The organism is Nocardioides sp. Leaf374, from assembly GCF_916862475.1.
Lineage (GTDB): Bacteria > Actinomycetota > Actinomycetes > Propionibacteriales > Nocardioidaceae > Nocardioides > Nocardioides kribbensis.
Window position 1 is genome coordinate 48,521 of record NZ_CAKASO010000018.1, and the last position, 20,497, is coordinate 69,017.

The 20,497-nt window shown below is 75.3% G+C and carries 16 protein-coding genes and 1 tRNA gene; 8 read left to right on the forward strand and 9 right to left on the reverse strand.

Annotation, left to right across the window (positions count from 1 at the left end):
- Positions 1-9 precede the first annotated feature (9 nt).
- The 4 genes from LPA27_RS10285 to LPA27_RS10300 all read right to left on the reverse strand — a co-directional run bounded on the left by LPA27_RS10285 (position 10) and on the right by LPA27_RS10300 (position 2,963).
- The gene (locus LPA27_RS10285; protein ID WP_228942360.1) at positions 10-759 is read right to left on the reverse strand and encodes a ZIP family metal transporter; all 750 of its coding nucleotides are present in this window, start codon (positions 757-759) and stop codon (positions 10-12) included.
- 8 nt (positions 760-767) lie between these two features.
- Entirely contained in the window at positions 768-1,700 is a 933-nt protein-coding gene (locus LPA27_RS10290; protein ID WP_056863775.1) for an alpha/beta fold hydrolase, read from the reverse strand.
- 54 nt (positions 1,701-1,754) lie between these two features.
- Positions 1,755-1,961, reverse strand: coding sequence for a hypothetical protein (locus tag LPA27_RS10295; protein ID WP_056863776.1), 207 nt, complete (start codon positions 1,959-1,961; stop codon positions 1,755-1,757).
- 123 nt (positions 1,962-2,084) lie between these two features.
- Positions 2,085-2,963 (reverse strand): EamA family transporter, encoded by an 879-nt coding sequence (locus tag LPA27_RS10300; RefSeq protein WP_056863777.1) that lies wholly within the window; start codon positions 2,961-2,963, stop codon positions 2,085-2,087.
- Between the two features lie 44 nt (positions 2,964-3,007).
- Between LPA27_RS10300 and LPA27_RS10305 the strand changes: the two genes are divergently transcribed.
- A complete protein-coding gene (locus LPA27_RS10305; protein ID WP_228942361.1) occupies positions 3,008-4,096 on the forward strand; it encodes a WD40/YVTN/BNR-like repeat-containing protein in 1,089 nt (362 codons plus the stop codon).
- Positions 4,097-4,436: 340 nt separating this feature from the next.
- Here LPA27_RS10305 and LPA27_RS10310 read toward each other — a convergent pair whose 3' ends face one another.
- Together LPA27_RS10310 and LPA27_RS10315 are read right to left on the reverse strand one after the other, a co-directional pair.
- Positions 4,437-5,015 carry a hypothetical protein gene (locus tag LPA27_RS10310; protein ID WP_056863779.1) on the reverse strand — a complete coding sequence of 193 codons (579 nt, stop codon included), beginning with the start codon at positions 5,013-5,015 and terminating at the stop codon, positions 4,437-4,439.
- Between the two features lie 36 nt (positions 5,016-5,051).
- Complete coding sequence (locus tag LPA27_RS10315; protein ID WP_200920033.1) at positions 5,052-6,143, reverse strand: ATP-dependent DNA ligase; 1,092 nt, start codon at positions 6,141-6,143, stop codon at positions 5,052-5,054.
- Positions 6,144-6,210: 67 nt separating this feature from the next.
- Between LPA27_RS10315 and LPA27_RS10320 the strand changes: the two genes are divergently transcribed.
- The 4 genes from LPA27_RS10320 (at position 6,211) to LPA27_RS10335 (ending at position 10,400) form a co-directional block, all read left to right on the forward strand.
- A tRNA-Gln gene (locus tag LPA27_RS10320) sits at positions 6,211-6,289 on the forward strand.
- Position 6,290: 1 nt separating this feature from the next.
- Positions 6,291-7,739 (forward strand): bifunctional UDP-N-acetylglucosamine diphosphorylase/glucosamine-1-phosphate N-acetyltransferase GlmU, encoded by a 1,449-nt coding sequence (gene glmU / locus LPA27_RS10325; RefSeq protein ID WP_056903634.1) that lies wholly within the window; start codon positions 6,291-6,293, stop codon positions 7,737-7,739.
- A 137-nt stretch (positions 7,740-7,876) separates the two neighbouring features.
- Positions 7,877-8,848 (forward strand): ribose-phosphate diphosphokinase, encoded by a 972-nt coding sequence (locus LPA27_RS10330; protein WP_056863781.1) that lies wholly within the window; start codon positions 7,877-7,879, stop codon positions 8,846-8,848.
- Between the two features lie 241 nt (positions 8,849-9,089).
- Positions 9,090-10,400: a reverse transcriptase family protein gene (locus tag LPA27_RS10335; protein WP_228942362.1), complete on the forward strand. Its 1,311-nt coding sequence runs from the start codon at positions 9,090-9,092 to the stop codon at positions 10,398-10,400.
- On the opposite strand, the gene LPA27_RS10340 is transcribed toward LPA27_RS10335, so the two are convergent.
- From LPA27_RS10340 to pepN, 3 genes are read right to left on the reverse strand one after another with little or no spacing between them, the layout of a single operon-like run.
- A complete protein-coding gene (locus tag LPA27_RS10340) occupies positions 10,397-11,722 on the reverse strand; it encodes a hypothetical protein (protein WP_228942363.1) in 1,326 nt (441 codons plus the stop codon). The genes LPA27_RS10335 and LPA27_RS10340 overlap by 4 nt on opposite strands.
- The gene (locus LPA27_RS10345) at positions 11,719-12,636 is read right to left on the reverse strand and encodes a hypothetical protein (protein WP_228942364.1); all 918 of its coding nucleotides are present in this window, start codon (positions 12,634-12,636) and stop codon (positions 11,719-11,721) included. Before LPA27_RS10345 ends, LPA27_RS10340 begins: the two co-directional genes overlap by 4 nt.
- A gap of 35 nt (positions 12,637-12,671) precedes the next feature.
- A complete protein-coding gene (pepN, locus tag LPA27_RS10350) occupies positions 12,672-15,164 on the reverse strand; it encodes an aminopeptidase N (RefSeq protein WP_228942365.1) in 2,493 nt (830 codons plus the stop codon).
- A gap of 181 nt (positions 15,165-15,345) precedes the next feature.
- Between pepN and LPA27_RS10355 the strand changes: the two genes are divergently transcribed.
- From LPA27_RS10355 to LPA27_RS10365, 3 genes are all read left to right on the forward strand, one after another.
- A complete protein-coding gene (locus tag LPA27_RS10355; RefSeq protein ID WP_228942366.1) occupies positions 15,346-18,078 on the forward strand; it encodes a hypothetical protein in 2,733 nt (910 codons plus the stop codon).
- A 2-nt stretch (positions 18,079-18,080) separates the two neighbouring features.
- The gene (locus LPA27_RS10360) at positions 18,081-19,409 is read left to right on the forward strand and encodes an ABC transporter substrate-binding protein (protein WP_228942367.1); all 1,329 of its coding nucleotides are present in this window, start codon (positions 18,081-18,083) and stop codon (positions 19,407-19,409) included.
- A gap of 10 nt (positions 19,410-19,419) precedes the next feature.
- Positions 19,420-20,497, forward strand: a 1,078-nt coding sequence (locus tag LPA27_RS10365) for a serine/threonine-protein kinase (protein WP_228942368.1), incomplete at its 3' end; no start/stop codon positions are given.

Here is a 20,497-nt window from a genome sequence, read left to right on the forward strand (position 1 = left end):
CGGACCGGGTCAGACGCGGTCGAGGACGAAGGCGACGACGAAGCCGAGGGTGGCCACGGCGCCCGTCCACGTGCCCGCCCTCTCGAAGGCCTCGGGGATCATCGTGTCGGTGATCATGGCGAGCATGGCCCCGGCGGCCAGCGCGGTGATGACCGCGATCAGCGTTGCGGGCGCCCCTCCCAGCAGGAGCGCGCCGAGCAGGCCCGCGACTCCGCTGGCCACGGCGATGCCGCCCCAGACCCCGAAGACGTAGCGCGCGGAGCGCCCGCTGCGGCGCATGCCCGACGCGCTGGAGAGGCCCTCGGGCAGGTTGGAGATGACGATCGCGGCTAGCACGGGCACCCCGACGCCCTGGCCGCCGAGGAGGCTCAGGCCCAGCACGACCGACTCGGGCACACCGTCGAGCAGGGCGCCGACGGCGATGGCCGCACCGCTGCCCTGCTGCTCCTCCTCGCTGGGCTGCTGGTCACCGGAGCGCTTGCGGTGCCGAGCACCCCGCCGGGCCAGGGCGGCGCTGGCGAGGGTGTAGACGGCGGCGCCGCCCAGGAAGCCGAGCACGGTGGCCCCCAGACCGCCGCCCGCCTCGGCCTCCTCGACGAGGTCGAAGGCCAGCGCCGAGATGAGCACGCCGGAGCCGAAGGCCATGACGGTGGCCACCACGGCGCGGGGCACGGTGACGAACCACGCGATCGCCGCGCCGAGCACGAGGGCCCCGCCCGCGACGAGCCCCCACCCCCCGGCCTGGAGCCAGATCGGCACGTGGCCGCTCAGCGCCGCGGTGCCTTGCCCTCGACGGTGGCGAGGAACTCCCGCAGCAGCGTGTGGACCCGGTCGGGGTGCTCGAGGGGCAGGAAGTGGCTGCCGGCGATCTCGGTGTAGGTGGCGCCGGGGATGCGGGCGGCGGCGCTGGCCATGTCGCGGGCGCCGGCCAGCACGTCCCAGGTGCCGGCGACGAAGGCGGCGGGCACGCGGATGTTGCGCAGCGAGACCCGCCCGTGCTCGGAGGTGCGCAGGGCGAGGTGGAAGTACCAGCCCAGCGGGGTGGTGAGGAACTCCTTGACCGTGAGCGCGGTCGCCTCGAGGTCGTGCACCGGCAGCATGAAGCCGCTGTGGCTGAGCAGCGCCACGGCCCTCTCGCCGATCGGCAGTCGCGTCGAGATCGGGGTCAGCAGCGGGCCGGCCAGGCGCATGGCGCGCGAGACGTTGACGGTGAGCAGGCGCGCCAGCGGGTGGGGAAGGTGCAGCGGGCCGAGCATGGTCGCGAAGGTGTCGCCGGGCACGCCCGCGACGGCGAAGAGCCCGGCGACCCGCTCGGGGTGGCGGAAGGCGAGCTCGTACATCGTGTTGACGCCCATCGACCACCCCATGAGCACCGCGCGGTCCACGCCGAAGTGGTCCATCACCGACAGCCCGTCCTCGACGAACTCCTCGATGCCGACGCGGTCGGTGTCGACGGGGCGGGCCGAGCCACCGGTGCCGCGGTGGTTCCACGAGATGACCCGCACGCCGCAGTCGGGCTCGAGCAGCGCCGGCCACGACCAGGGGTTGGTGCCCAGGCCGTTGCACAGCAGCACGGTGGGCCCCGGGAAGGCGCCCTCGGGGTCGTTGGTCCACGCCCGCAGGCGCGTCCCGTCGTCTGAGAGGACCTCGTGGAAGCTCAGCGAGGAGGCGGTCCCGGTGCGGGCGCGGGAGATCGGCATGACCCGATCATGCCGCAGGATCGCGCGGCGCGGGGCGTGACGTGCGACGCGCGGTCAGGCGTGCCGGGCGTCGGGGTCGGGCTCGGCGGCCCGGGCGCGGGCGGCGAAGAACTCCTCGACGTCGTCGCGCTCGGCGCGGGTGCGGGCCAGGGCGGTGCTCGCGACCATCGCGTTGCGGCAGGCCCGCTGCTGGGCCTCGACCGGCCAGCGACGGGCGCGGGCGAGCGGCTGGAGGACCTGGTGGGGGATCCGGGTGCGCATGGGCGGCTCCTGCTGACGAATCCTGGGTGGTGCGGTGGCCCCGACCCTAGTGCGGTGGCGCGACGACCACGTCAAGGCCGTGTGTCGGGGGGATGAACCGTGCCCGCGACACCGTGTCAGACCTCAGTCGGGCACGGGCGCCGGCAGCGGGCGCCCGCTGCGGGTGGCGCCGATGCTGGCCACGACCACGCACGCCATGGCCAGCCACTGCGGTGCGCTCAGCAGCTCGCCGAGCACCACGATGCCGGCGAGCGCCGCCGCGGCCGGCTCCAGGCTCATCAGGATCCCGAAGACGGCCGGGCGCAGCGAGCGCAGCGCCACGAGCTCGCAGCTGTAGGGCACCACCGAGCTGAGCAGCCCCACCGCCGCGCCGACGGCGAGGACCCAGGCGCTGTCGAGGTCGCCGCGCCCCGGTCCCACGACGTACGGCGTGAGCAGCAGGGTCGCGACGAGGCTGGCGACCACCAGGCCGTCGACGCCCTCCCAGCGCCGTCCGGTCTGCGCGCTCAGCAGGATGTACGCCGCCCACGCGGCGCCGGCCAGCAGCGCGAACCCGGCGCCCGCCCAGGTGACGCCGTCGGTGTCGAGGCCGAGCAGCGCCACGCCGGCGGCGGCGAGGCCCACCCACGCCAGGTCGCGCACCCGCCGCGAGCCGAGCAGCGCGAGGCTGAGCGGCCCGACGAACTCGATGGTGACCGCGATCCCGAGCGGGATCCGCGCGAAGGACTGGTAGATCGCCCAGTTCATGGTGCCGAGCGCGAGGCCGAAGCCGAGCACCACCAGCCAGTCGCCGCGGCTGTGGCCGCGCAGGCGCGGGCGCACGACGGCGGCGAAGATCAGCAGGCTCGAGGCCAGGCGCAGCCACACCAGCGTGGTGGGGGAGACCTCGTCGAAGAGGCTCTTGGCCACCCCTGCGCCCAGCTGCACCGAGGCGATGCCCACCAGGACGAGCAGCACGGGCGAGGTCGACACGCGCCGCACCGATGACTTCCGCCCGCTCACCGGGTCACGGTAGTGACCGACCCGTCGACGAGAGGAATCCGAGCATGTCCGAGACCGTCCTGATGGTGGGCACGCGCAAGGGGCTGTGGATCGGCCGCTCCGACGCCGAGCGCGAGGAGTGGCGCTTCACGGGGCCGCACGTCGAGACCGACGAGGTCTACTCCTGCCTGGTCGACACCCGTGAGGGCCGGGTGCGGCTGCTCGCCGGCGCCTCCTCGATGTGGCTGGGTCCCCGCGTGACCTGGTCTGACGACCTGGGTGCCACCTGGCAGGCCGGTCCCGACGGGGGCGTGCGGTTCGAGGAGCGGCGCGAGGCCGCCGTGGAGCGGGTCTGGCAGCTGGTGGCGGGCAGCGCACCCGGCGTGGTCTGGGCCGGCACCGAGCCGGGGGCGGTGTGGCGCTCGCAGAACGGCGGGGAGAGCTTCGTGCTCGTGGACGCGCTGTGGGACCACCCCCACCGCGAGCGGTGGGGGGCCGGCTTCGGCGGCCAGGCCTTCCACACCCTGCTGCCGCACCCCGAGGACCCCGACTCCCTGGTCGCCGCGATCTCGACGGGCGGGGTCTACCGCACCCGCGACGGCGGCGCCTCGTGGGTGCCGGCCAACGAGGGGCTGCGCGCGGAGTTCCTGCCCGAGGGCGAGCAGTACCCCGAGTTCGGCCAGTGCGTCCACAAGGTGGCCCGCCACCCGGCGCGCCCCGATCGGCTCTACCTGCAGAACCACGGCGGGGTCTACCGCTCCGACGACGAGGGCACCCGGTGGACCTCGATCGCCGACGGGCTGCCCTCCGACTTCGGCTTCCCCGTGGTCGTGCACCCCCACGACCCCGACACGCTCTTCGTCTTCCCCCTCGGCGGCGGCGACGGCCGCTTCCCGCCGCAGGGCCGCGCGCTGGTGTGGCGCTCGCGCGACGCGGGGGAGACCTGGACCGGTCACGGCCAGGGCCTGCCCGCGCCCTTCTGGGTCGCGGTGATGCGCGACGCGATGTGCACCGACACCCACGAGCGCGCCGGGCTCTACGTCGGCGCACGCAACGGCACCGTCTTCGGGTCGCTCGACTGCGGCGAGACGTGGCGCCCGGTGGTCAGCGACCTGCCCGACGTGATGGTGGTCCGGGCCGCGGTGCTCCCCTGACACGACAGGCCCCTGGAGAGACAGGCCCCTGGAGAGACAGGCCCCTGAGAAGACAGAGACCCGCTCGGCCGGTGGCCGAGCGGGTCTTCTGATCTTGGTCCTGGTCGCCCCCCGGCGACCTGTCGGACTCCCCCCGGAGTCCCGGACCTGTTCACCTCGGCGTCGTGACCGCGTTCCCCCCAGAATCGCGGTGCTGCGTCGCTTCGGATCGTGGTTGTCGGTGTCGGTCCCCCCGGACCGCTCCGACAAGAAGAACACTACGGCCGGCGGGCGAACAGGACGTCCAAGCGAAATCCACAGTTCGGCAACAAAATCGGGGGTCGGGCGGGGGAGGGGTGGCTCAGATGAGGGTGGCGCCCTCGCCGCCGCCGGCCTGCTCGTCAAAGGTCTCGTGCTCGAGCAGGTGCAGCACCGGCACCCCCAGCTTGCGGCGGGCCTGGGAGGACCAGTCGACGTGGAAGAACTCCGCGACGACGTGGGAGCTGGTGAGGATGATGGCCTCGCGGCCGTCGACGGCCGCGACCTTGGCGGCCAGGGCGTCGACCGGGGGAGCGGTGACCAGCTCGCCGTGCACGGTGACCCCGGAGGCCCGCAGGTGGGCCAGGGTGTCGGCGAGCTCGCGCTCGCTGCGACCCAGCGCCTCCTGCTCGACGACCTCGAGGTCGTCCTCGTCGAGCACCACGGCGGGCGAGGCGAGCGGCTCGGCGCCGCCGAGGGAGCCCATGGCCGCCTGCACCCGGGCCGGGGCGTCGTCGACGGGGAGCAGCACGTGGTAGACCACCGGCTCTTCGAGGGCCTCGTGCAGCGACCTGACCTGGGCGGCGTCGGCGGCGCTGAGCGCCTGCTCGACGAGCAGCACGACGTCGTAGTCGGGGTGGACGGTCTCGTCGGCGGGTGCGCCGCCCGGGGTCTGCGTCATCCTGCGACTCTAGTGGTCCGCGGGAGTGGTCCCCGCTCAGCCCTGGAGCACGCTGTCGAGGTCGTAGCCGACCGGCTCCTCGAGCTGGTCGTAGCCGCAGGAGGCCGGGTCGCGGTCGGGGCGCCAGCGCAGGAAGTGGGCGGTGTGGCGGAAGCGGCTGCCCTCCATGTGGTCGTACTTGACCTCCAGCACCCGCTCGGGGCGCAGCGGGGTGAAGGACAGGTCCTTGCCGGCGCTCCAGCGGCTCTGGGTGCCGGGCACCCGGTCGGGGTTGGCGACCGCCCACTCCTGCCACTCGCCCCACGGGTGCTCCTCGACGGGACACACGAGCGGTCGCAGCTCCTCGACCAGCGCGGCGCGGCGCGCCGCGGTGAAGCTGGCGCTGACCCCGACGTGCTGGAGGCGGCCCTCGTGCCACAGGCCCAGCAGCAGGCTGCCCAGCAGCGGCGCCTCGGGGGTGGAGGTCTTGTGCTCGCGGTAGCCCGCCACCACCACGTCGGCGGTGCGCACATGCTTCACCTTGAGCATGGTGCGCCCGTTCTCGACGTACGCCGCGCCGAGCGGCTTGGCCACCACGCCGTCGAGGCCCGCGCCCTCGAACTGCTCGAACCAGCCCTGGGCCTCGGCGCGGTCGGTGGTGGTGCGGGTCAGGTGGCAGGGCCCGCCGCCGCCGACGAGGCCGGCGAGGGCCTGCTCGAGCGCCGCGCGGCGCTCGCGGAAGGGGCGGTCGACGTAGGACTCCTCGCCCAGGGCGAGCAGGTCGAAGGCGACGAAGGAGGCCGGGGTGGTCGTCGAGAGCAGCTCGACGCGGGAGGCGGCGGGATGGATGCGCTCCTGGAGCACCTCGAACTGCAGCCGGCCCCCGGAGGCGACGAAGAGCTCCCCGTCGAGCACGCAGCGCGGCGGGAGCTGCTCGCGCGCCGCGGCGACCACCTCGGGGAAGTAGCGGGTGAGGGGCTTGGTGTTGCGCGAGGTCAACTCGACCTCGTCGCCGTCGCGGAAGACCAGGCAGCGGAAGCCGTCCCACTTGGGCTCGAAGGAGAGCCCGCCCTGGGCGGCGGGGTCGGGCACGCCGTCGACGGCCTTGGCGAGCATCGGCCGCACGGGCGGCATCACGGGCAGGTCCACCCGGCCACCGTAGCGAGACCGGCAGGTTGTGACGCTCTTCGGCGGGGGCCCTACCCTGTGGCACCTATCCCCGGTTGGTCTGCCGGCAGGGCCCGCCTGACTTTGAATCAGGACTAGCGACGTAGGTTCGACTCCTACCCGGGGAGCATGGAGGCACCGTTGAACGACGTCACCGTCATCGTCCTCGCCGCAGGCGGCGGCACCCGGATGCGGTCGAAGACCATGAAGGTCCTGCACCCCATCGGGGGTCGCTCGATGATCGGTCACGTCCTGGCCGCGGTGGGCGCGCTCGAGCCACGCCAGGTCGTGGCGGTGGTGGGCCACCAGCGCGAGCAGGTCGGGCCCCACATCACCTCGATCCACCCCTCCGCCGTGCTGGCGGTGCAGGAGGAGCAGCACGGCACGGGCCACGCCGTGCGGGTCGCGGTCGACGCCCTGGTCGCGGCGCAGGCGCGCCCGCAGGGCACGGTGCTGGTCGCCTACGGCGACACCCCGCTGCTGAGCGGGGAGTCGCTGCGGCGCTTCGCCGCCGACCACGAGGCCGCCCAGCGCGCGGTGAGCATCCTCTCGGGCCTGGTGCCCGACCCGTTCGGCTACGGCCGCGTCGTGCGCGACGCGCTCGGCGACGTGGTCGCGGTGGTCGAGGAGAAGGACGCCACCCCGGAGCAGCGCGAGATCGGCGAGATCAACTCCGGGATCATGGCCTTCGACGGCGACTTCCTCGTCGAGGCCCTGCCCCGGCTGCGCAACGACAACGCCAAGGGGGAGTACTACCTCACCGACCTGGTCCAGATCGCCCGCGACGGCGGGATGATGGTCGGTGCCTACGCCATCGACGACGTGCGCCAGACCGAGGGCGCCAACGACCGCGTGCAGCTGGCCGCCCTGGGCCGCGAGCTGAACCGGCGCATCGTGGAGCGCTGGATGCGCGAGGGCGTCACCGTCATGGACCCCGAGACCACGTGGATCGACGCCGACGTGGTGCTCGAGCCCGACGTGACCATCCTCCCGGGCACCCAGCTGCTGGGCGCCACGGTCGTCGCCGAGGACGCCGTGGTGGGCCCCGACACCACGCTCAAGGACTGCGAGGTCGGCACGGGCGCCCGGGTCGTGCGCACCCACGGCGAGCTGGCCGTCGTCGGGGCCGGCGCCACGGTCGGCCCGTTCTCCTACCTGCGCCCCGGCAGCCGGCTCGGCCTCGAGGCCAAGGTGGGGGCCTTCGTGGAGACCAAGAACGCCGTGCTCGGCGACGGCGCCAAGGTGCCCCACCTGTCCTACGTCGGCGACGCCGAGATCGGCGAGGGCACCAACATCGGCGCCGGCACGATCTTCGCCAACTACGACGGCGTGGCCAAGCACCGCACCACCGTGGGCCGCCACGCCCGCACGGGCTCCAACAACACCTTCGTCGCGCCCGTGAGCATCGGCGACGGCGCCGCCACCGGCGGCGGCACCGTCGTGCGCGGCGATGTGCCCGCCGGCGCCCTCGCGGTCAGCGCCGGGCCGCTGCGCGTGATCGAGGGCTGGGCCCGGCAGCGCCGCGCCGGGACCGCCCAGGCCGAGGCCGCGGAGGCGGCGCGGCCCGAGGGGCCCTGAGGCGTCGCCGGGGTGAACGAGAGGTGTCGCACACGCCCGAGGACCACGATGGACCCGGGGTTGGGGAGCGGGGCCGGTCTGGGCCAGACTGCTCGTCGTCCCCCTTCCCGCGAGACGAAGGCAGCGCCGTGACCGGAATGAAGAAGACCACCGAGAAGAACCTGATGGTCTTCAGTGGGCGGGCCCACCCCGAGCTCGCGGCGGAGGTGGCCGAGATCCTCGGCACCGACCTCGTGCCGACCTCGGCCTACGAGTTCGCCAACTCGGAGATCTACGTCCGCTACGAGGAGTCGGTGCGCGGCTGCGACGCGTTCGTGCTGCAGAGCCACACCGCGCCGATCAACGAGTGGATCATGGAGCACCTGATCATGGTCGACGCGCTCAAGCGCGCCTCGGCCAAGCGGATCACCGTGGTCATGCCGTTCTACGGCTACGCCCGCCAGGACAAGAAGCACCGCGGCCGCGAGCCGATCTCGGCGCGCCTGATGGCCGACCTCTTCAAGACCGCCGGCGCCGACCGGCTGATCGCCGTCGACCTGCACGCCGACCAGATCCAGGGCTACTTCGACGGCCCCGTCGACCACCTCATGGCGCTGCCGATCCTCACCGACTACGTGATGGAGAAGTACGGCGACCAGCAGCTGTGCGTCGTCTCGCCCGACGCCGGGCGGATCAAGGTCGCCGAGCGCTGGTCGGCCAAGCTGGGCGGGGCCCCGCTGGCCTTCATCCACAAGACCCGCCGCACCGACGTGGCCAACGAGGTCGTCGCCAACCGCGTCGTCGGCGAGGTCGCCGGCAAGATCTGCGTGCTCACCGACGACATGATCGACACCGGCGGCACCATCGTGAAGGCCGCCGAGGCCCTCATGGCCGACGGGGCCGCCGGCGTCATCATCGCCGCGACCCACGCGATCCTCTCCGACCCCGCCGTCGACCGGCTCAAGAACAGCCCGGCCGCCGAGGTCATCGTCACCAACACCCTGCCGATCCCCGAGGACCGACACTTCGACAAGCTCACGGTGCTCTCGATCGCCCCGCTGGTCTCGCGCGCCATCCGCGAGGTCTTCGAGGACGGCTCGGTCACCTCGATGTTCGACGGGCACGCCTGAGCCAGCCCCCGGGGCGTCGCGGCTAGGGTCGCGGCGTGCGGCAGCGTGACCTCGAGACGGTGGACCGGTGCGTGACACCGGCCCGCCTCCCCGGGGCTACCCCGGGGACCACCGGCACGTCCGGGCACGGCACCGCGCGCGAGTCGCTGCGCTCCGCTGCAGGACCCCGCGCGCACGACGGGACAGGTCGAGCCACGCTGCCGCACCCCGGCTCCTCGAGCGCCGCCACCGGGTCGGGCCGGTGAGACCCGACCTCGCGAGGGCGCTGGCCGCGGGGTTCCTCGCCGGCGAGTGGAGCACCGAGGGGCTGGTGGCCAGCGGCGCCGCCGTGCTCGGGCGCCGCCCCCACTGGCTGACGTCGCTGGCCCGCCAGGTCGTGGCCCTGCACCCGCGCCCGCCGCTCGACCGCCCGCGCGAGCTCGCGACCCTGGTGGCGAGCCGTCCCGCGGCCGCCCGGGCCGGACGGGCGCGTCCCGTGGCGCGGCCGGTGTCGCCGACGCGGATGCTCACCAACCGCTGGCGCCTGCCGGTGCTGCACGACCTGGCCGACCTGGCCGCCCTCCTCGAGCTCGACGTCGGCGAGCTCGACTGGTTCGCCGACCCCAAGCACTGGGCGCGCACCGCCGGCGAGGCGCCGCTGCAGCACTACCGGGTCTCCCACCGGGTGGCGGCCAGCGGGGGCATCCGGGTGCTCGAGGCGCCCAAGCCCCGCCTGCGCCGCCTCCAGCGGCGCCTGCTCGACGAGGCCCTCGGGCTCGTGCCGCCCCACGACGCGGCCCGGGGCTTCCGCGCCGGCGGCTCGGTGCGCTCCCACGCCGCGCCCCACGCCGGTCGGCCCGTGGTGCTCCGCCTCGACCTCGAGTCGTTCTTCGCCAGCGTCACCGTCGGCCGCGTGCACGGGATCTGGCGCACCGCGGGCTACCCCGAGCCGGTCGCCCACGCGCTGGCCGGGCTGACGACCGCGGTGCTGCCGCTGGCCGCCTGGCGCGGGGTCCCGCGCCCCGCCGACCCGGGCCTGCTCGACGCCCACTGGCGCCTCGGGCGCCGCCTCGCCGCACCCCACCTCCCGCAGGGCGCCCCCACCTCGCCGGCCACCGCCAACCTCGCGGCCTTCGGGCTCGACGTACGGCTCACGGCCCTGGCCGCCGCGTGGGGCGGTCGCTACACCCGCTACGCCGACGACCTGGCCTTCTCGGGCGACGCGGGCTGGGGCCGCGGCACCAGCCGGCTCCTCGACGCCGTCGAGGAGGTCGTGCGCGACGAGGGCTTCCGGCTCAACCCCCGCAAGACGGCGGTGCTGCCGCGGGCCGGGCGTCAGAGCCTGGCCGGGCTGGTCGTCAACGACCGCCCGCGCGTGGCCCGCCACGAGGTCGACCTGCTGCGCGCGATCCTGCACAACTGCCGCCGCCACGGACCCAGCACGCAGAACCGGGACCAGGTGCCGGCCTTCGCCGAGCACCTGCGGGGCCGGATCGCCTGGGTGGCCCAGCACGACCCCGCGCGCGGCGCCCGGCTGCTGGCCGAGCACGGCGCGATCGACTGGACCCGCTAGCGCGGCTGCCAGCGACGGCGCAGCTCGGCCAGCTCGTGGCGCTCACCCGAGGCCAGCGCGAGCACCAGCGACAGGCGCCGCCCGGAGCCCCAGCGCACCCGGCGTACGGCGAAGCGCGCCGCGCCGGCCTCGGGGCGGTCGGGGTGGCGGCGCCCGAAGCCGGCCGAGGCCCGCCCGGTGTCGGCCTCCTGCTCGCCCTCGTCGGAGACGATCAGCAGCCGCGTGCCGTCGGCGGGCACGCCCGCGGCGAGCAGCAGCAGCCCGCTGACGCGGACCTCGGGGGCGAGCAGGTCGCCGGCGTCGAGCTCGAGGGCGCTCACGGCGGGGCTCGGGCGCACGACGGTGTCGACGACCTCCTCGTGGGTGGCGGCGACGTGGTCGACCACGAGCCCGCGCAGCAGGCCGGCGAGGGCGGTGACGTCGCGGTGGCCGGGCTCGTCGGTGCGCAGCAGCAGGTCGAGACGTGCGTCGTCCCAGCCGGTGAGGCGGGCCAGCTCCGCGCGCTCGTCGGGGGCGAGGTCGAGCCGGCCGGGGGAGACCCGCTCGCTCCAGGCGGTGCGCTCCAGCGCCACCGGCACGGCCGCGGCGGCGAGCACGGCCTCCAGCCCGGGCCAGGCCGGCCGGGTCTCGGGGGCGACCTGGGTGAGCTGGCGTAGCGCCTCGGTCTCGCAGGCGTCGAGCCCGGTGTTGGTGCGCGCGTGGGGGCCGGGGTCGAAGGGCAGCCCGAGGTGGGCGAAGAGGTCGGCGGCGGTGTCGGGCGCCTGCTCGTAGGAGCGCACCTCGAGGCTGCCGCCGACCGCGTCCAGCGCGGCGTGCAGGGCGCGCAGCGCGGCCACGGGGTCGAGCAGCCGCTGCTCGCCGGCCACGAAGTCGTCGAGGTCGCGCACGTGGGCGCGGCGGCGCACCAGCTCGCGGTGCAGGCTGCGGGCGTAGGAGAGCCGGTTGCGCAGGTAGACCACCGCGCGGACCTCCTGCACGGCGCCGGCGTCGCGCAGCCGGGTGAGCAGCGCGGTGAGGGAGTCCTCGGCCCCCGGGCGGCTCCAGGCCTCCGACGACAGCAGCACGCGGGAGGCGGGGGAGGCCACGACCTCCGCGACCAGGTCGTCGACCAGGGCCTCCCAGGCGGGGCGGTCGCGCCAGCGGTAGACCAGCGGCGTGTGACGCACCCCCACCTCGGGCTCGTCGAGCGAGAGCCCTGCCCGCGGGTAGAGCCAGCCGGCGTCGAGCAGGGCGTCGCGCTGCTCCCAGGCGTGGGTCTGGATGCGCGAGGAGCCGGTCTTGAACGCCCCGCAGTGCAGCCACAGCACCCGCCCGGTGCTCACTCCGTGACGTCCTCGGCGAACTCCGGGTGGGCGGCCACGAAGTCGGGGAAGCGAGTGCGCGCCCGGGCCCAGTCGAACTCCCAGGTGGGGTCGGGCCGGCGCCACGCCGCGCCGTAGTTGCTCTCGAGGAAGGGCTCGGGCTCGGCGGGCACCGGCACGGTGCCCGCGGAGGTCTCGCGCGAGGCCAGGGGCAGCAGGGCGGCCGCCGGCACGTCGCCCGCGGTGTGGGGCCAGACCCAGGCGCGGTCCTCGAGCACCCAGGCCGGGAAGAGGTCGATGCGGGTGCCGCGGGCCCCGATGACCTTGGAGTGCAGGGCGTTGCGCTGCTCGAAGTCGGCGTCGGTGACGCCGTCGGCGGCCAGCCGCGCGCGCAGGTCGGCCCAGGCCGCGACGACCTCGGCGAGGGTGCCGCCGGGCAGCAGCACGCCGAGGTCGGCGTCGTCGTCGGCGGCGATGACGTCGCCCTCGCGCACCAGCCCGAGCAGCGTGCCGGAGTTGGCGAAGGCCCGGTGGCCGGCGGCGTCGAGCAGCGCGGTCAGCTCGGCCACGTCGGCCCACACCGCCGGTCCCTGGTCGCGCAGTGCGCGGCGGTAGCCGTGGCCGCCGAGGGTCCAGCCGTCGAGCAGCGCGACGCAGCGGGCCCAGAAGACGTCGAAGCGGTCGAGGGTGTCGGCCTTGCGGTGGTTCTCCCGGATGATCGACAGCTGGGCGTGGGCGCGCCTGGCGCGCTTGCGGAAGGCGAGGTCGAGCAGCACGCTGGTGCGCCGCCACGCGCTGGTGCGCTCCTCGGAGGGCACGTCGTTGAGCCGGGCGCGCAGGTCGTCGTAGAGCGCCTCGTCGCGCCCCGGGTCGGCGCTGAGGGTCTCCAGGTGTCCCTGCACCTCGGCCACCAGGGCCCTGACCTGCTCGCTCATGCGCCCCGCCCCGTCGCCTCGATCATCGGGACAATCTAGGTGCTCGGGCCCTCGGCCCCCGCACGCAGGTCGTCGAGCCGGTCCTCCCAGTGCCGGCGCAGCACGGTCGGGAGCGACCCGGTCAGGGCCGTCTCCAGCTGCTGCACCTGGGCCGGGGAGAGCGCCACGCGGGGGAAGGAGCGCAGGCCCACGACCGCGCCGAAGGCCTGGCCGCGGCGGGCGGCCAGCAGCGGCCCCTGCTCGAGGTAGCGCGAGACCCACGGCGCGAGCAGGTCGGCCTGCTCCGGTGACCACATGCCGCCCACGAGCGCCTCGAACATCCGGTTCGAGACCCGGTCGTCGTCGGCCGCGGCGGCCCAGGCCTCCGCCTTGGCCTCGGCGGTGGGGCGCGCGGCCAGGGCCGCGGCGGCCCCCAGCTCGCCGGCCACGCTCGGGTCGGCGCGCCGCTCGGCCGCCACGAGCGCGGCGTCGGCGGCGCCGAGCGCCGCGAGACGGGCGACGACGCTCCAGCGCAGGGCCGGGTCGAGCTCGACGCCCTGGGCGGTGCGACCCGCGTCGAGCCACTCGCGCAGGAGTCCCGGGTCGTGGCTGGTGGCGGCCAGCCCCTCGGTGAGCACGATCGCCCGCTCGAGGCCCGCCGCGCCGTCGGACGCGCCGCCCTGCGCCAGGGCGGCCAGCCCTGCGCGGCACGCGGCGGCCACGGTCTCGACCGCCTCGGCGGCCCGTGCGGGCGGCACCGATCGCACGACCACGGTGTCGAGGGTGCGGCGCAGCACGGCCTGCACCAGGGCCACGTCGTGCTCGAGCGGCAGGTGGCGCGCCACCAGGGCGAGGTAGTCGTCGACCGGCAGGTCGCGCGCCTGCACCCGCTCGAAGGCCGTGGCCCACAGCACCGCGCGGGTCAGGGGGTCGGGCACCGACCCCAGCCCGGCGGCCACCGCGTCCCAGGAGCGCGCGTCGAGGCGCAGCCGCGCGAAGGTCTCCCCGTGGGCGTTGGGCACGACCACGTGGGCGCCCCAGCCCTCCAGCCGCACCGGGTCGTCCTCGAGGTCGACCAGGCGCGTGGCGACCTCGGCCCACGTGTGCTCGTCGTAGGCCGTGACCCGCAGCCGGTGGGGGCGCACGCCCTCTCGCCGCAGCAGGGGGTCGCCGCCCTCCTCGGGTCGCTCGACGAGGACCGTGTCGAAGCCGGGTGTGCGCAGCCACCGCTCGGCCCAGCCGCGCACGTCGCGCGGCGAGGCCTCGTCGAGGGAGGCGACGAGGTCGGCGAGGGAGGCGTTGCCGAAGCGGTGACGGGTCAGGTGGGCGTCGACCCCGCTGAGGAAGCCGTCGTCGCCCAGCCAGGTGACCAGCTGGCGCAGGCAGGAGTTGCCCTTGGCGTAGGAGAGGGCGTCGAAGTTGGCGAAGGCGCTGTCGACGTCGGGGACGTCCTCGGCGAGCGGCGCGACGGGGTGGCGCGAGCGCCGCTGGTCGGCGTCGTAGGCGGCCGGCTTGCGGCCGGCCTCGTGGGCCACCAGCGCCCCGGCGAAGCCCGCGCCCGCCTCGGCCACGCGGTAGCCCAGGTAGTCGGCGAAGCTCTCGTTGAGCCAGGTGTCCTCCCACCACCGCATCGTCACCAGGTTGCCGAACCACATGTGCGCCATCTCGTGGGCGATCACGGTGGCGCGCTGGGCGGTGGCCCGCGCGGTGGTGCGGCCGCGGGGGAGCAGCTCGTCGCGGTAGGTCACGCAGCCCGGGGTCTCCAGGGCGCCCCAGTTCTGCCCCGGCACGAAGACCTGGTCGTAGGAGTCGAAGGCGTAGGGCTCCGCGAAGAGCCCGGCGTAGTGGTCGAAGCAGGCCGTGGTCGTGGCCACCAGCTCGGCGGCGTCGCGGTCGAGGTCGGCGGCCAGGGAGGCCCGGGCGTGCCACCCGAAGGGCAGGCCGGCGTGCTCCCACGTGACCGAGTGCCACGGCCCGGCGCACACGACGAGCTGGTCGAGCGGCACCGGGGGCGTGGTGGCGAAGCGCCAGCGCACGGCCGTGCCCCCGACCTCCTCGCGGGACTCGGGGCGAGCGTTGGCCAGCACCGTCCATCCCGCCTCGGCGGTGACGCTCATGCTCACCGGCGCCTTGAGGTCGACCTGGTCGAAGCAGGGCAGCACCCGCTGGGTGACGTCCATGCCCAGGTAGGCCGAGGCGTAGGTCGCGCCGTCGGCCGGGTCGGTGGCCAGGTGCATCCCGTCGCCGTCGCTCACGTAGGGCACCCGGGCGGTGACCCGCACCTCCACCGGCACCCCGGTGGGCAGGCCCGCGAGGGCGATACGGCGCCCGTCGTACGCCGGCTCCCGCGCGACGCCGTCGACGGCCACCGTCACGTCCTGGGCCGCGGTCAGCTCGAGGAACGTGTCGGGGGAGGTGGTCCGCAGCCGCACCGTGGTGTCGACGCCGAAGGTGCCGGTCTCCCACCCCGTGAGGTCGAGGGCCACGGCGTAGGACAGGTCGGACAGGGCGGCCGCGCGCGAGCGCGCCTCCACGAGGGTCAGCGACATGCCCGGACCCTACGACGCCATTCTTTACGAAGGCGTGCGGAGCGGCGCCGACTCGTGGTGGAATCTGTCTAGACCAGGTTTGCCCACCCGTCGGGGTGGACACACCACGGGTCGACCCCCCGCAACAGGACCGTCACCACGGGCCGGCCCGACCCTCTGCCGCGCCCTCACGAGGAGAGCCATGTCTGTCGCCCGTCACTCGGCGAGGAACCACCCGGGAGCGGTCCGCCGCACGGCCCAGTCGGCGGTGGTCGTCGCTCTGGTCGGCGGCCTGCTCTCGGCGGCCACGACCTCGGCCGAGGCCGCGACCGAGCAGACCCTCCAGGCGGTCGACGTGCAGCTCGGCCCCGACGGCAGCATCGGCTCGCTCTCGGGCACCACCATCACCCAGGACTCCGACGGTGGCTCGGCCAGCGAGAGCCAGGACTTCGACGCCGCCGACGCCGCCGACCTCCCGGTGCGCGTCTCCACGACCTACCGCCTCGACGACCGGGCCGGCACCGACCTGTCCGACATCGAGGGCGAGAGCGGCCGCGTCGTCATCGACATCACCGTGCAGAACACCACCGTGCGGCCCGAGCGGGTCAGCTACGACGCCGAGGGCGTCTCGCGCACGCAGTACGCCCTCATCGGCGCGCCCCTGACCGTCGTGGCCTCCGCCGACCTCGGCGACGAGGGCCTGACCCAGGTGCTGACCCGTGGCGAGGACGGCACCAACGGCGTGCTGAGCCAGTCCGCCGACGGTGCCGCCCAGGTGCAGTGGGCCTCGATGCTCGCCCCGCCGCGCCTCGCGCCCAGCGCGACCTTCCGCCTCGTGATGAAGTCCGACTCGCTCAGCGTGCCCGACGTCGACCTCAGCGTGCAGCCCGGCCTGGTCACCGACACCTCGGTCGCGGCGCTGCTGGAGCAGGCCTTCGCCGACGACGCCGGCAGCACGGTGTCGATGGAGGCCCAGACCATCCAGCTCGTCGGCGACGTCAACGCCGTGCTCACCGAGGCCAGCGGCGTCCTGGGCGAGATCGAGAGCCGCCTCGGCGCCTCGGCCGACCAGCTCGGCGCCCGCACCATCGCCGAGCTGCAGCGCTCCTCGCAGGAGGTCACGACCTCCCTCAGCGGTCTCACCACCGACCTCGACGCCCTGCGCGAGCAGGTCGGCGGCGAGCTCGACGGCGCCACCGACTCCGCCAACGCCGCGCTCGCCCGCAGCATCGACGCCGTCAAGGCCAAGCTCGGCGACCCCGACCGGATCCCCGCTCCCCAGCCCGCCGGCACCGGCGGCGGCTGCGGCGTCGTGCTCGGCGGCAGCCTCGCCTCCGACACCGTCTACGGCCAGCTCGTGGCCGTGGCCAGCCGCCTCGAGACCCTCGGCGAGGCCGGCACGGAGTGCAGCGAGCGCATCGTCGACTCCCTGCGCGAGCAGATCGGCTCCGCCGCCGACGTCGCGACCTGCACCGAGGAGTCCACCTCCGCGGTCTGCGTGCTCTCCGCGGCCAGCCGGGCCGTCGGCGACCAGGGCGAGGTCCTCCAGGCGCTGGGCGACCGCCTCGGCGGCCGCTTCGACGAGAGCCTCGTCGACGACCTGGGCGTCCAGGTCGCCGGGGTCACCTCCCTGGTGGAGTCGGTGAAGAAGACCGCGCTCCAGGTCGACCCCGCCAACCCGGGCAACCCCCTCGAGCCGCTCGACGCCGTCCTCGGCCAGCTGAGCGTCACGCTGACCAACCTCAAGAACCTCCTCGGCCCCGACGCCACCTCCGGGCTGCGCCGCCGCTTCGAGACCATCAACGCGCAGGCCGTCTCCCAGGCCGCCACCGCCCGCAGCCTCCAGGCCGACCTGGCCGCGCTGCGCGGCACCGTGTGCGCCATGGACCCCGCGGCCACCGCCGACGCGACCTTGGCCGGCCAGATCCAGGCCGCCCAGGACCAGGCCGGCTGCGCCACCCCGGGCTCGGCCGTCGACGCGCGCCTCGCGCCGGTCGTCGCGACCCTCGACAGCATTGCGGGACTCTCGTCGACGGACGCCGTGGCGGTCGACTTCGCCGCGATCCAGAGCGGCGTCGACCAGGCCCTCGAGCGCGTCACCGCCGCCACCAACGCCTCCGCCGGCTCCCTGGCCGGCCGGCTCTCCAAGCTCACCGAGAGCGTCGTGTCGCTCAGCGACTCCTACGCCGCACCCTCGTGCGAGGACGTCGACGACGCTCCCGCCCTCAGCAAGCCCGTCGACCGCCTCGTCCTCACCTACACCAAGGTGGCCTGCAACCAGGACGGCCTCGAGGCCGACCTCGACGCCAGCATCGACGCGATCACCGATGGCCTCTCGGGCTCGGGCGGCGCGCTGGGCGAGGCCATCGCCGGCACCGACGCGGCCCGCATCCAGGCCAGCGGCAAGGTCAGCGAGCTCTTCGGCCGCCTGGGCCGCGGCGCCCAGCGCACCTCCGACCGGATCACCGGGCAGGGGGCCGAGCGGATCGAGGCCCAGCGCACCCAGCTCGACGCGACGGTCCGCGCGTCGGGCCTGGCCCTCGACGGTGCCGTCGGCGACGCGCTCTCCGTGCTCGACTCGACGGTCTCGGCGGCCAACCGCAGTGTCGCCGACTCCGAGTCCCGCCTGACCGAGGACCTCGGCAACGTCCTGGCCGACCTCGGCACCCGCGAGTCCGGCGGCACCGGCATCCTGGGCTCGCTGGTCACCGGGGCCACCCAGACCGCCGTGGCCAACGAGCAGATCTCCTCGGCCAACGCCCGGGCCACGCGCTTCCGCAGCGTGCGCAGCCAGGCCCTGGCCGACGTCTTCCTGCAGCAGGCCCAGATGGCGCGTGCGCTCGAGCTGCAGGAGGCCCTGCCGGCCTTCGGCCTCGACGTGCCCGAGGGCAGCGACGTGCTGACGGTCTACTCCTTCCACCTCGGCCAGGACTGAGCGTGCGCACGACCCCGCCCCGCGCCCGCCGCGCCGCCGGCCTGACCCTGGCCGCCCTGGCGCTCACCACGCTGGTCGCCTGCAGCGGTGACGACGGCGGCGAGGAGCCCGCGGCCCCCGCGTCCGGTGCCGCCGGCGCCGCCCCGGCCGTCGAGCTCGACGCGGCCGGGGCCCTCGCCGAGGTCGGCGAGCCGTTGCGGGTCGGGGTGCTGGTCTCGCTGCGCTCCACGCCGGGGGAGGGCCAGGACGTCCTCACCGCGGCCGAGGGCGCCCGCGTCGCGGCGTACCGGCTCGGGCTGGGCGGGGCCGACGTGGAGCTCGAGGTCGTCGACGACGCGGGCACGAGCGACGGCGCGACCCGGGCGGTCGCCGACCTCGTGGACGCCGGCGTGTCCGGCATCGTCGCCGCCAGCACCGGCGAGCACCTGCAGGCCGCGGTCGACGCGGCCGCAGGGGCTGGTGTGCCCCTCCTGCTGCCCTACGAGCGCGAGCTCACCGGCCTGCCCGACGGCGTGTGGGCCACCGGCCCCTCGGGCGACGCCGTCGACCAGGCCCTCCTCGCCGCCATGGGTGAGCGTGGCCTCGAGCAGCCCTTCGTGGTCAGCGCCGACGGCGTCGACGTGGACGGCGTCGGCTCGGCCGACCGCGAGGACTACACCGGCGACGACCTCGGCGACGTGGTGGCCCGGGCGACCCGCGCCGTCGAGGACGGCACGGCCGACAGCGTGGTCGTCGCGGCCTCGGCCACCAGCCAGGCCCAGGTCGTGGCCGCGCTCCAGGGCCGCGGCAGCACCGCGCCGGTCGTGCTGTCGCCCGAGGCCCTCAGCCCGGGCTTCGCCACGGGGCTGACCGAGGCGGGGGGCACCCCGGCCGGGGAGTTCCTCACCGTCGGCGTGGACGCCTCCGACGCCACCACCCTCGGCACGAGCGAGCGCGCCGAGGCGACCGCGTCGTACTTCTCGGCGCTGCGCCTGGCCGCCGGCGACCCCGAGCTCCAGGACCTCTTCGGCAGCGTGCCCTTCGCCGACGTGGCCGAGGGCGCCGACACCGCCAGCCACGACGCGGTGCTCGCGCTCGCGGCGGCCGCCGTGGAGGCCGGGTCGGTCGAGCCGGCCGACGTCGCCGCGGCTCTCACCGGGCTCACCGTGGACGCCTCCGACGGCCTGGCCGGCCCGGCCCTGGACTTCGCCGACAGCCAGGCGCTCGCGCCCGACGCCGTCGTCGCGCTCGAGGCGACCACCCAGGACCCGCAGGTCCGCCCGGTCGCGGCCACCGAGGAGGAGGCGGCGCCGCGCCTGTACTGGTTCGCGACCGCCGCCGCCGGTCGATGAGAGCGGGCCGGTGAACCGTCAGGCCCTGGGCAGTCGCTACGAGCTCGTCGACGAGCTCGGCGAGGGTGCGATGGGCACCGTGTGGCGCACGTGGGACCGCGTCGGCGAGCGGTGGGTGGCCGCGAAGGTGCTGCGTCGCGAGCTGGCCCACGACCCGCAGATCGTCGGGCGCTTCATCCAGGAGCGGGCCATCCTGCTCGCCCTGCACCACCCCAACATCGTCGAGGTCCACGACCTCGTCGTCGAGGGCGACGCGCTGGCGATCGTCATGGACCTCGTCGAGGGCACCGACCTGCGCAAGCACCTGCGCGACGTCGGCACCCTTCGCGCGCGCGACGCGGTGCGGCTGACCGCCGCCGTGCTCGACGCGCTCGACGCCGCCCACCAGCAGAGCTGCCTGCACCGCGACGTCAAGCCCGACAACGTGCTCCTGCGCGGCGTCGACGGCGACTACGACGAGAGCGACCTGCTGCTCACCGACTTCGGCATCGCCCGCCTGGCCCAGGAGTCGACCGTGCAGGCCACCGGCCTGCTCGGCACCCCCGGCTACATGCCGCCCGAGCTCTTCGTGCAGGGCAGCTTCAGCGCCGCCTCCGACGTCTACGCCGCGGGCATCCTGCTCTACGAGCTGCTCGGCGGGCGCACCCCCTTCTCCGGCTCCGGCACGGCCCACACCGTCGGCTTCCGGCACGCGTCGGTGCAGCCGCCGCGCCTGCCGGTGGCCCCTGCCCTGTGGAACGTGCTGGCCACGATGTTGGCCAAGGACCCCACGACGCGCATGACCGCCGCGGCCACCGCCCAGGCGCTGCGCCAGCTGCCCGACGAGGTGCTCGACGCCCCGCGCCTGGAGGTCCAGCCGGCCCCCGAGGAGTGGGACATCGTGCAGGGCACGATGCTGCGGGCGCCCGCGGTGCAGATCGACGCCAGCCCCGCCCACCTCGACGTGGGCGCCACCAACCTCCACGCCGACCGACCGGCCGCGGCCTTCGCCGCACCCACGGGTCCGCCCCCGTCGGCCCCGCCGTCGACGGCGCCGTCGACCGCGCCGTCCACCCCGCCGCGGCGCCGTGCCGCCCGGCCGGGCTGGG

Excerpts from the sequence above, each read along its gene's own strand:
- LPA27_RS10290 (WP_056863775.1), bottom strand. The coding sequence starts at position 1,700 with ATGCCGATCTCCCGCGCCCGCACCGGGACCGCCTCCTCGCTGAGCTTC.
- LPA27_RS10295 (WP_056863776.1), bottom strand. The coding sequence starts at position 1,961 with ATGCGCACCCGGATCCCCCACCAGGTCCTCCAGCCGCTCGCCCGCGCC.
- LPA27_RS10305 (WP_228942361.1), top strand. The coding sequence starts at position 3,008 with ATGTCCGAGACCGTCCTGATGGTGGGCACGCGCAAGGGGCTGTGGATC.
- LPA27_RS10310 (WP_056863779.1), bottom strand. The coding sequence starts at position 5,015 with ATGACGCAGACCCCGGGCGGCGCACCCGCCGACGAGACCGTCCACCCC.
- glmU (WP_056903634.1), top strand. The coding sequence starts at position 6,291 with ATGGAGGCACCGTTGAACGACGTCACCGTCATCGTCCTCGCCGCAGGC.
- LPA27_RS10330 (WP_056863781.1), top strand. The coding sequence starts at position 7,877 with ATGAAGAAGACCACCGAGAAGAACCTGATGGTCTTCAGTGGGCGGGCC.
- LPA27_RS10345 (WP_228942364.1), bottom strand. The coding sequence starts at position 12,636 with ATGAGCGAGCAGGTCAGGGCCCTGGTGGCCGAGGTGCAGGGACACCTG.
- pepN (WP_228942365.1), bottom strand. The coding sequence starts at position 15,164 with ATGTCGCTGACCCTCGTGGAGGCGCGCTCGCGCGCGGCCGCCCTGTCC.
- LPA27_RS10355 (WP_228942366.1), top strand. The coding sequence starts at position 15,346 with ATGTCTGTCGCCCGTCACTCGGCGAGGAACCACCCGGGAGCGGTCCGC.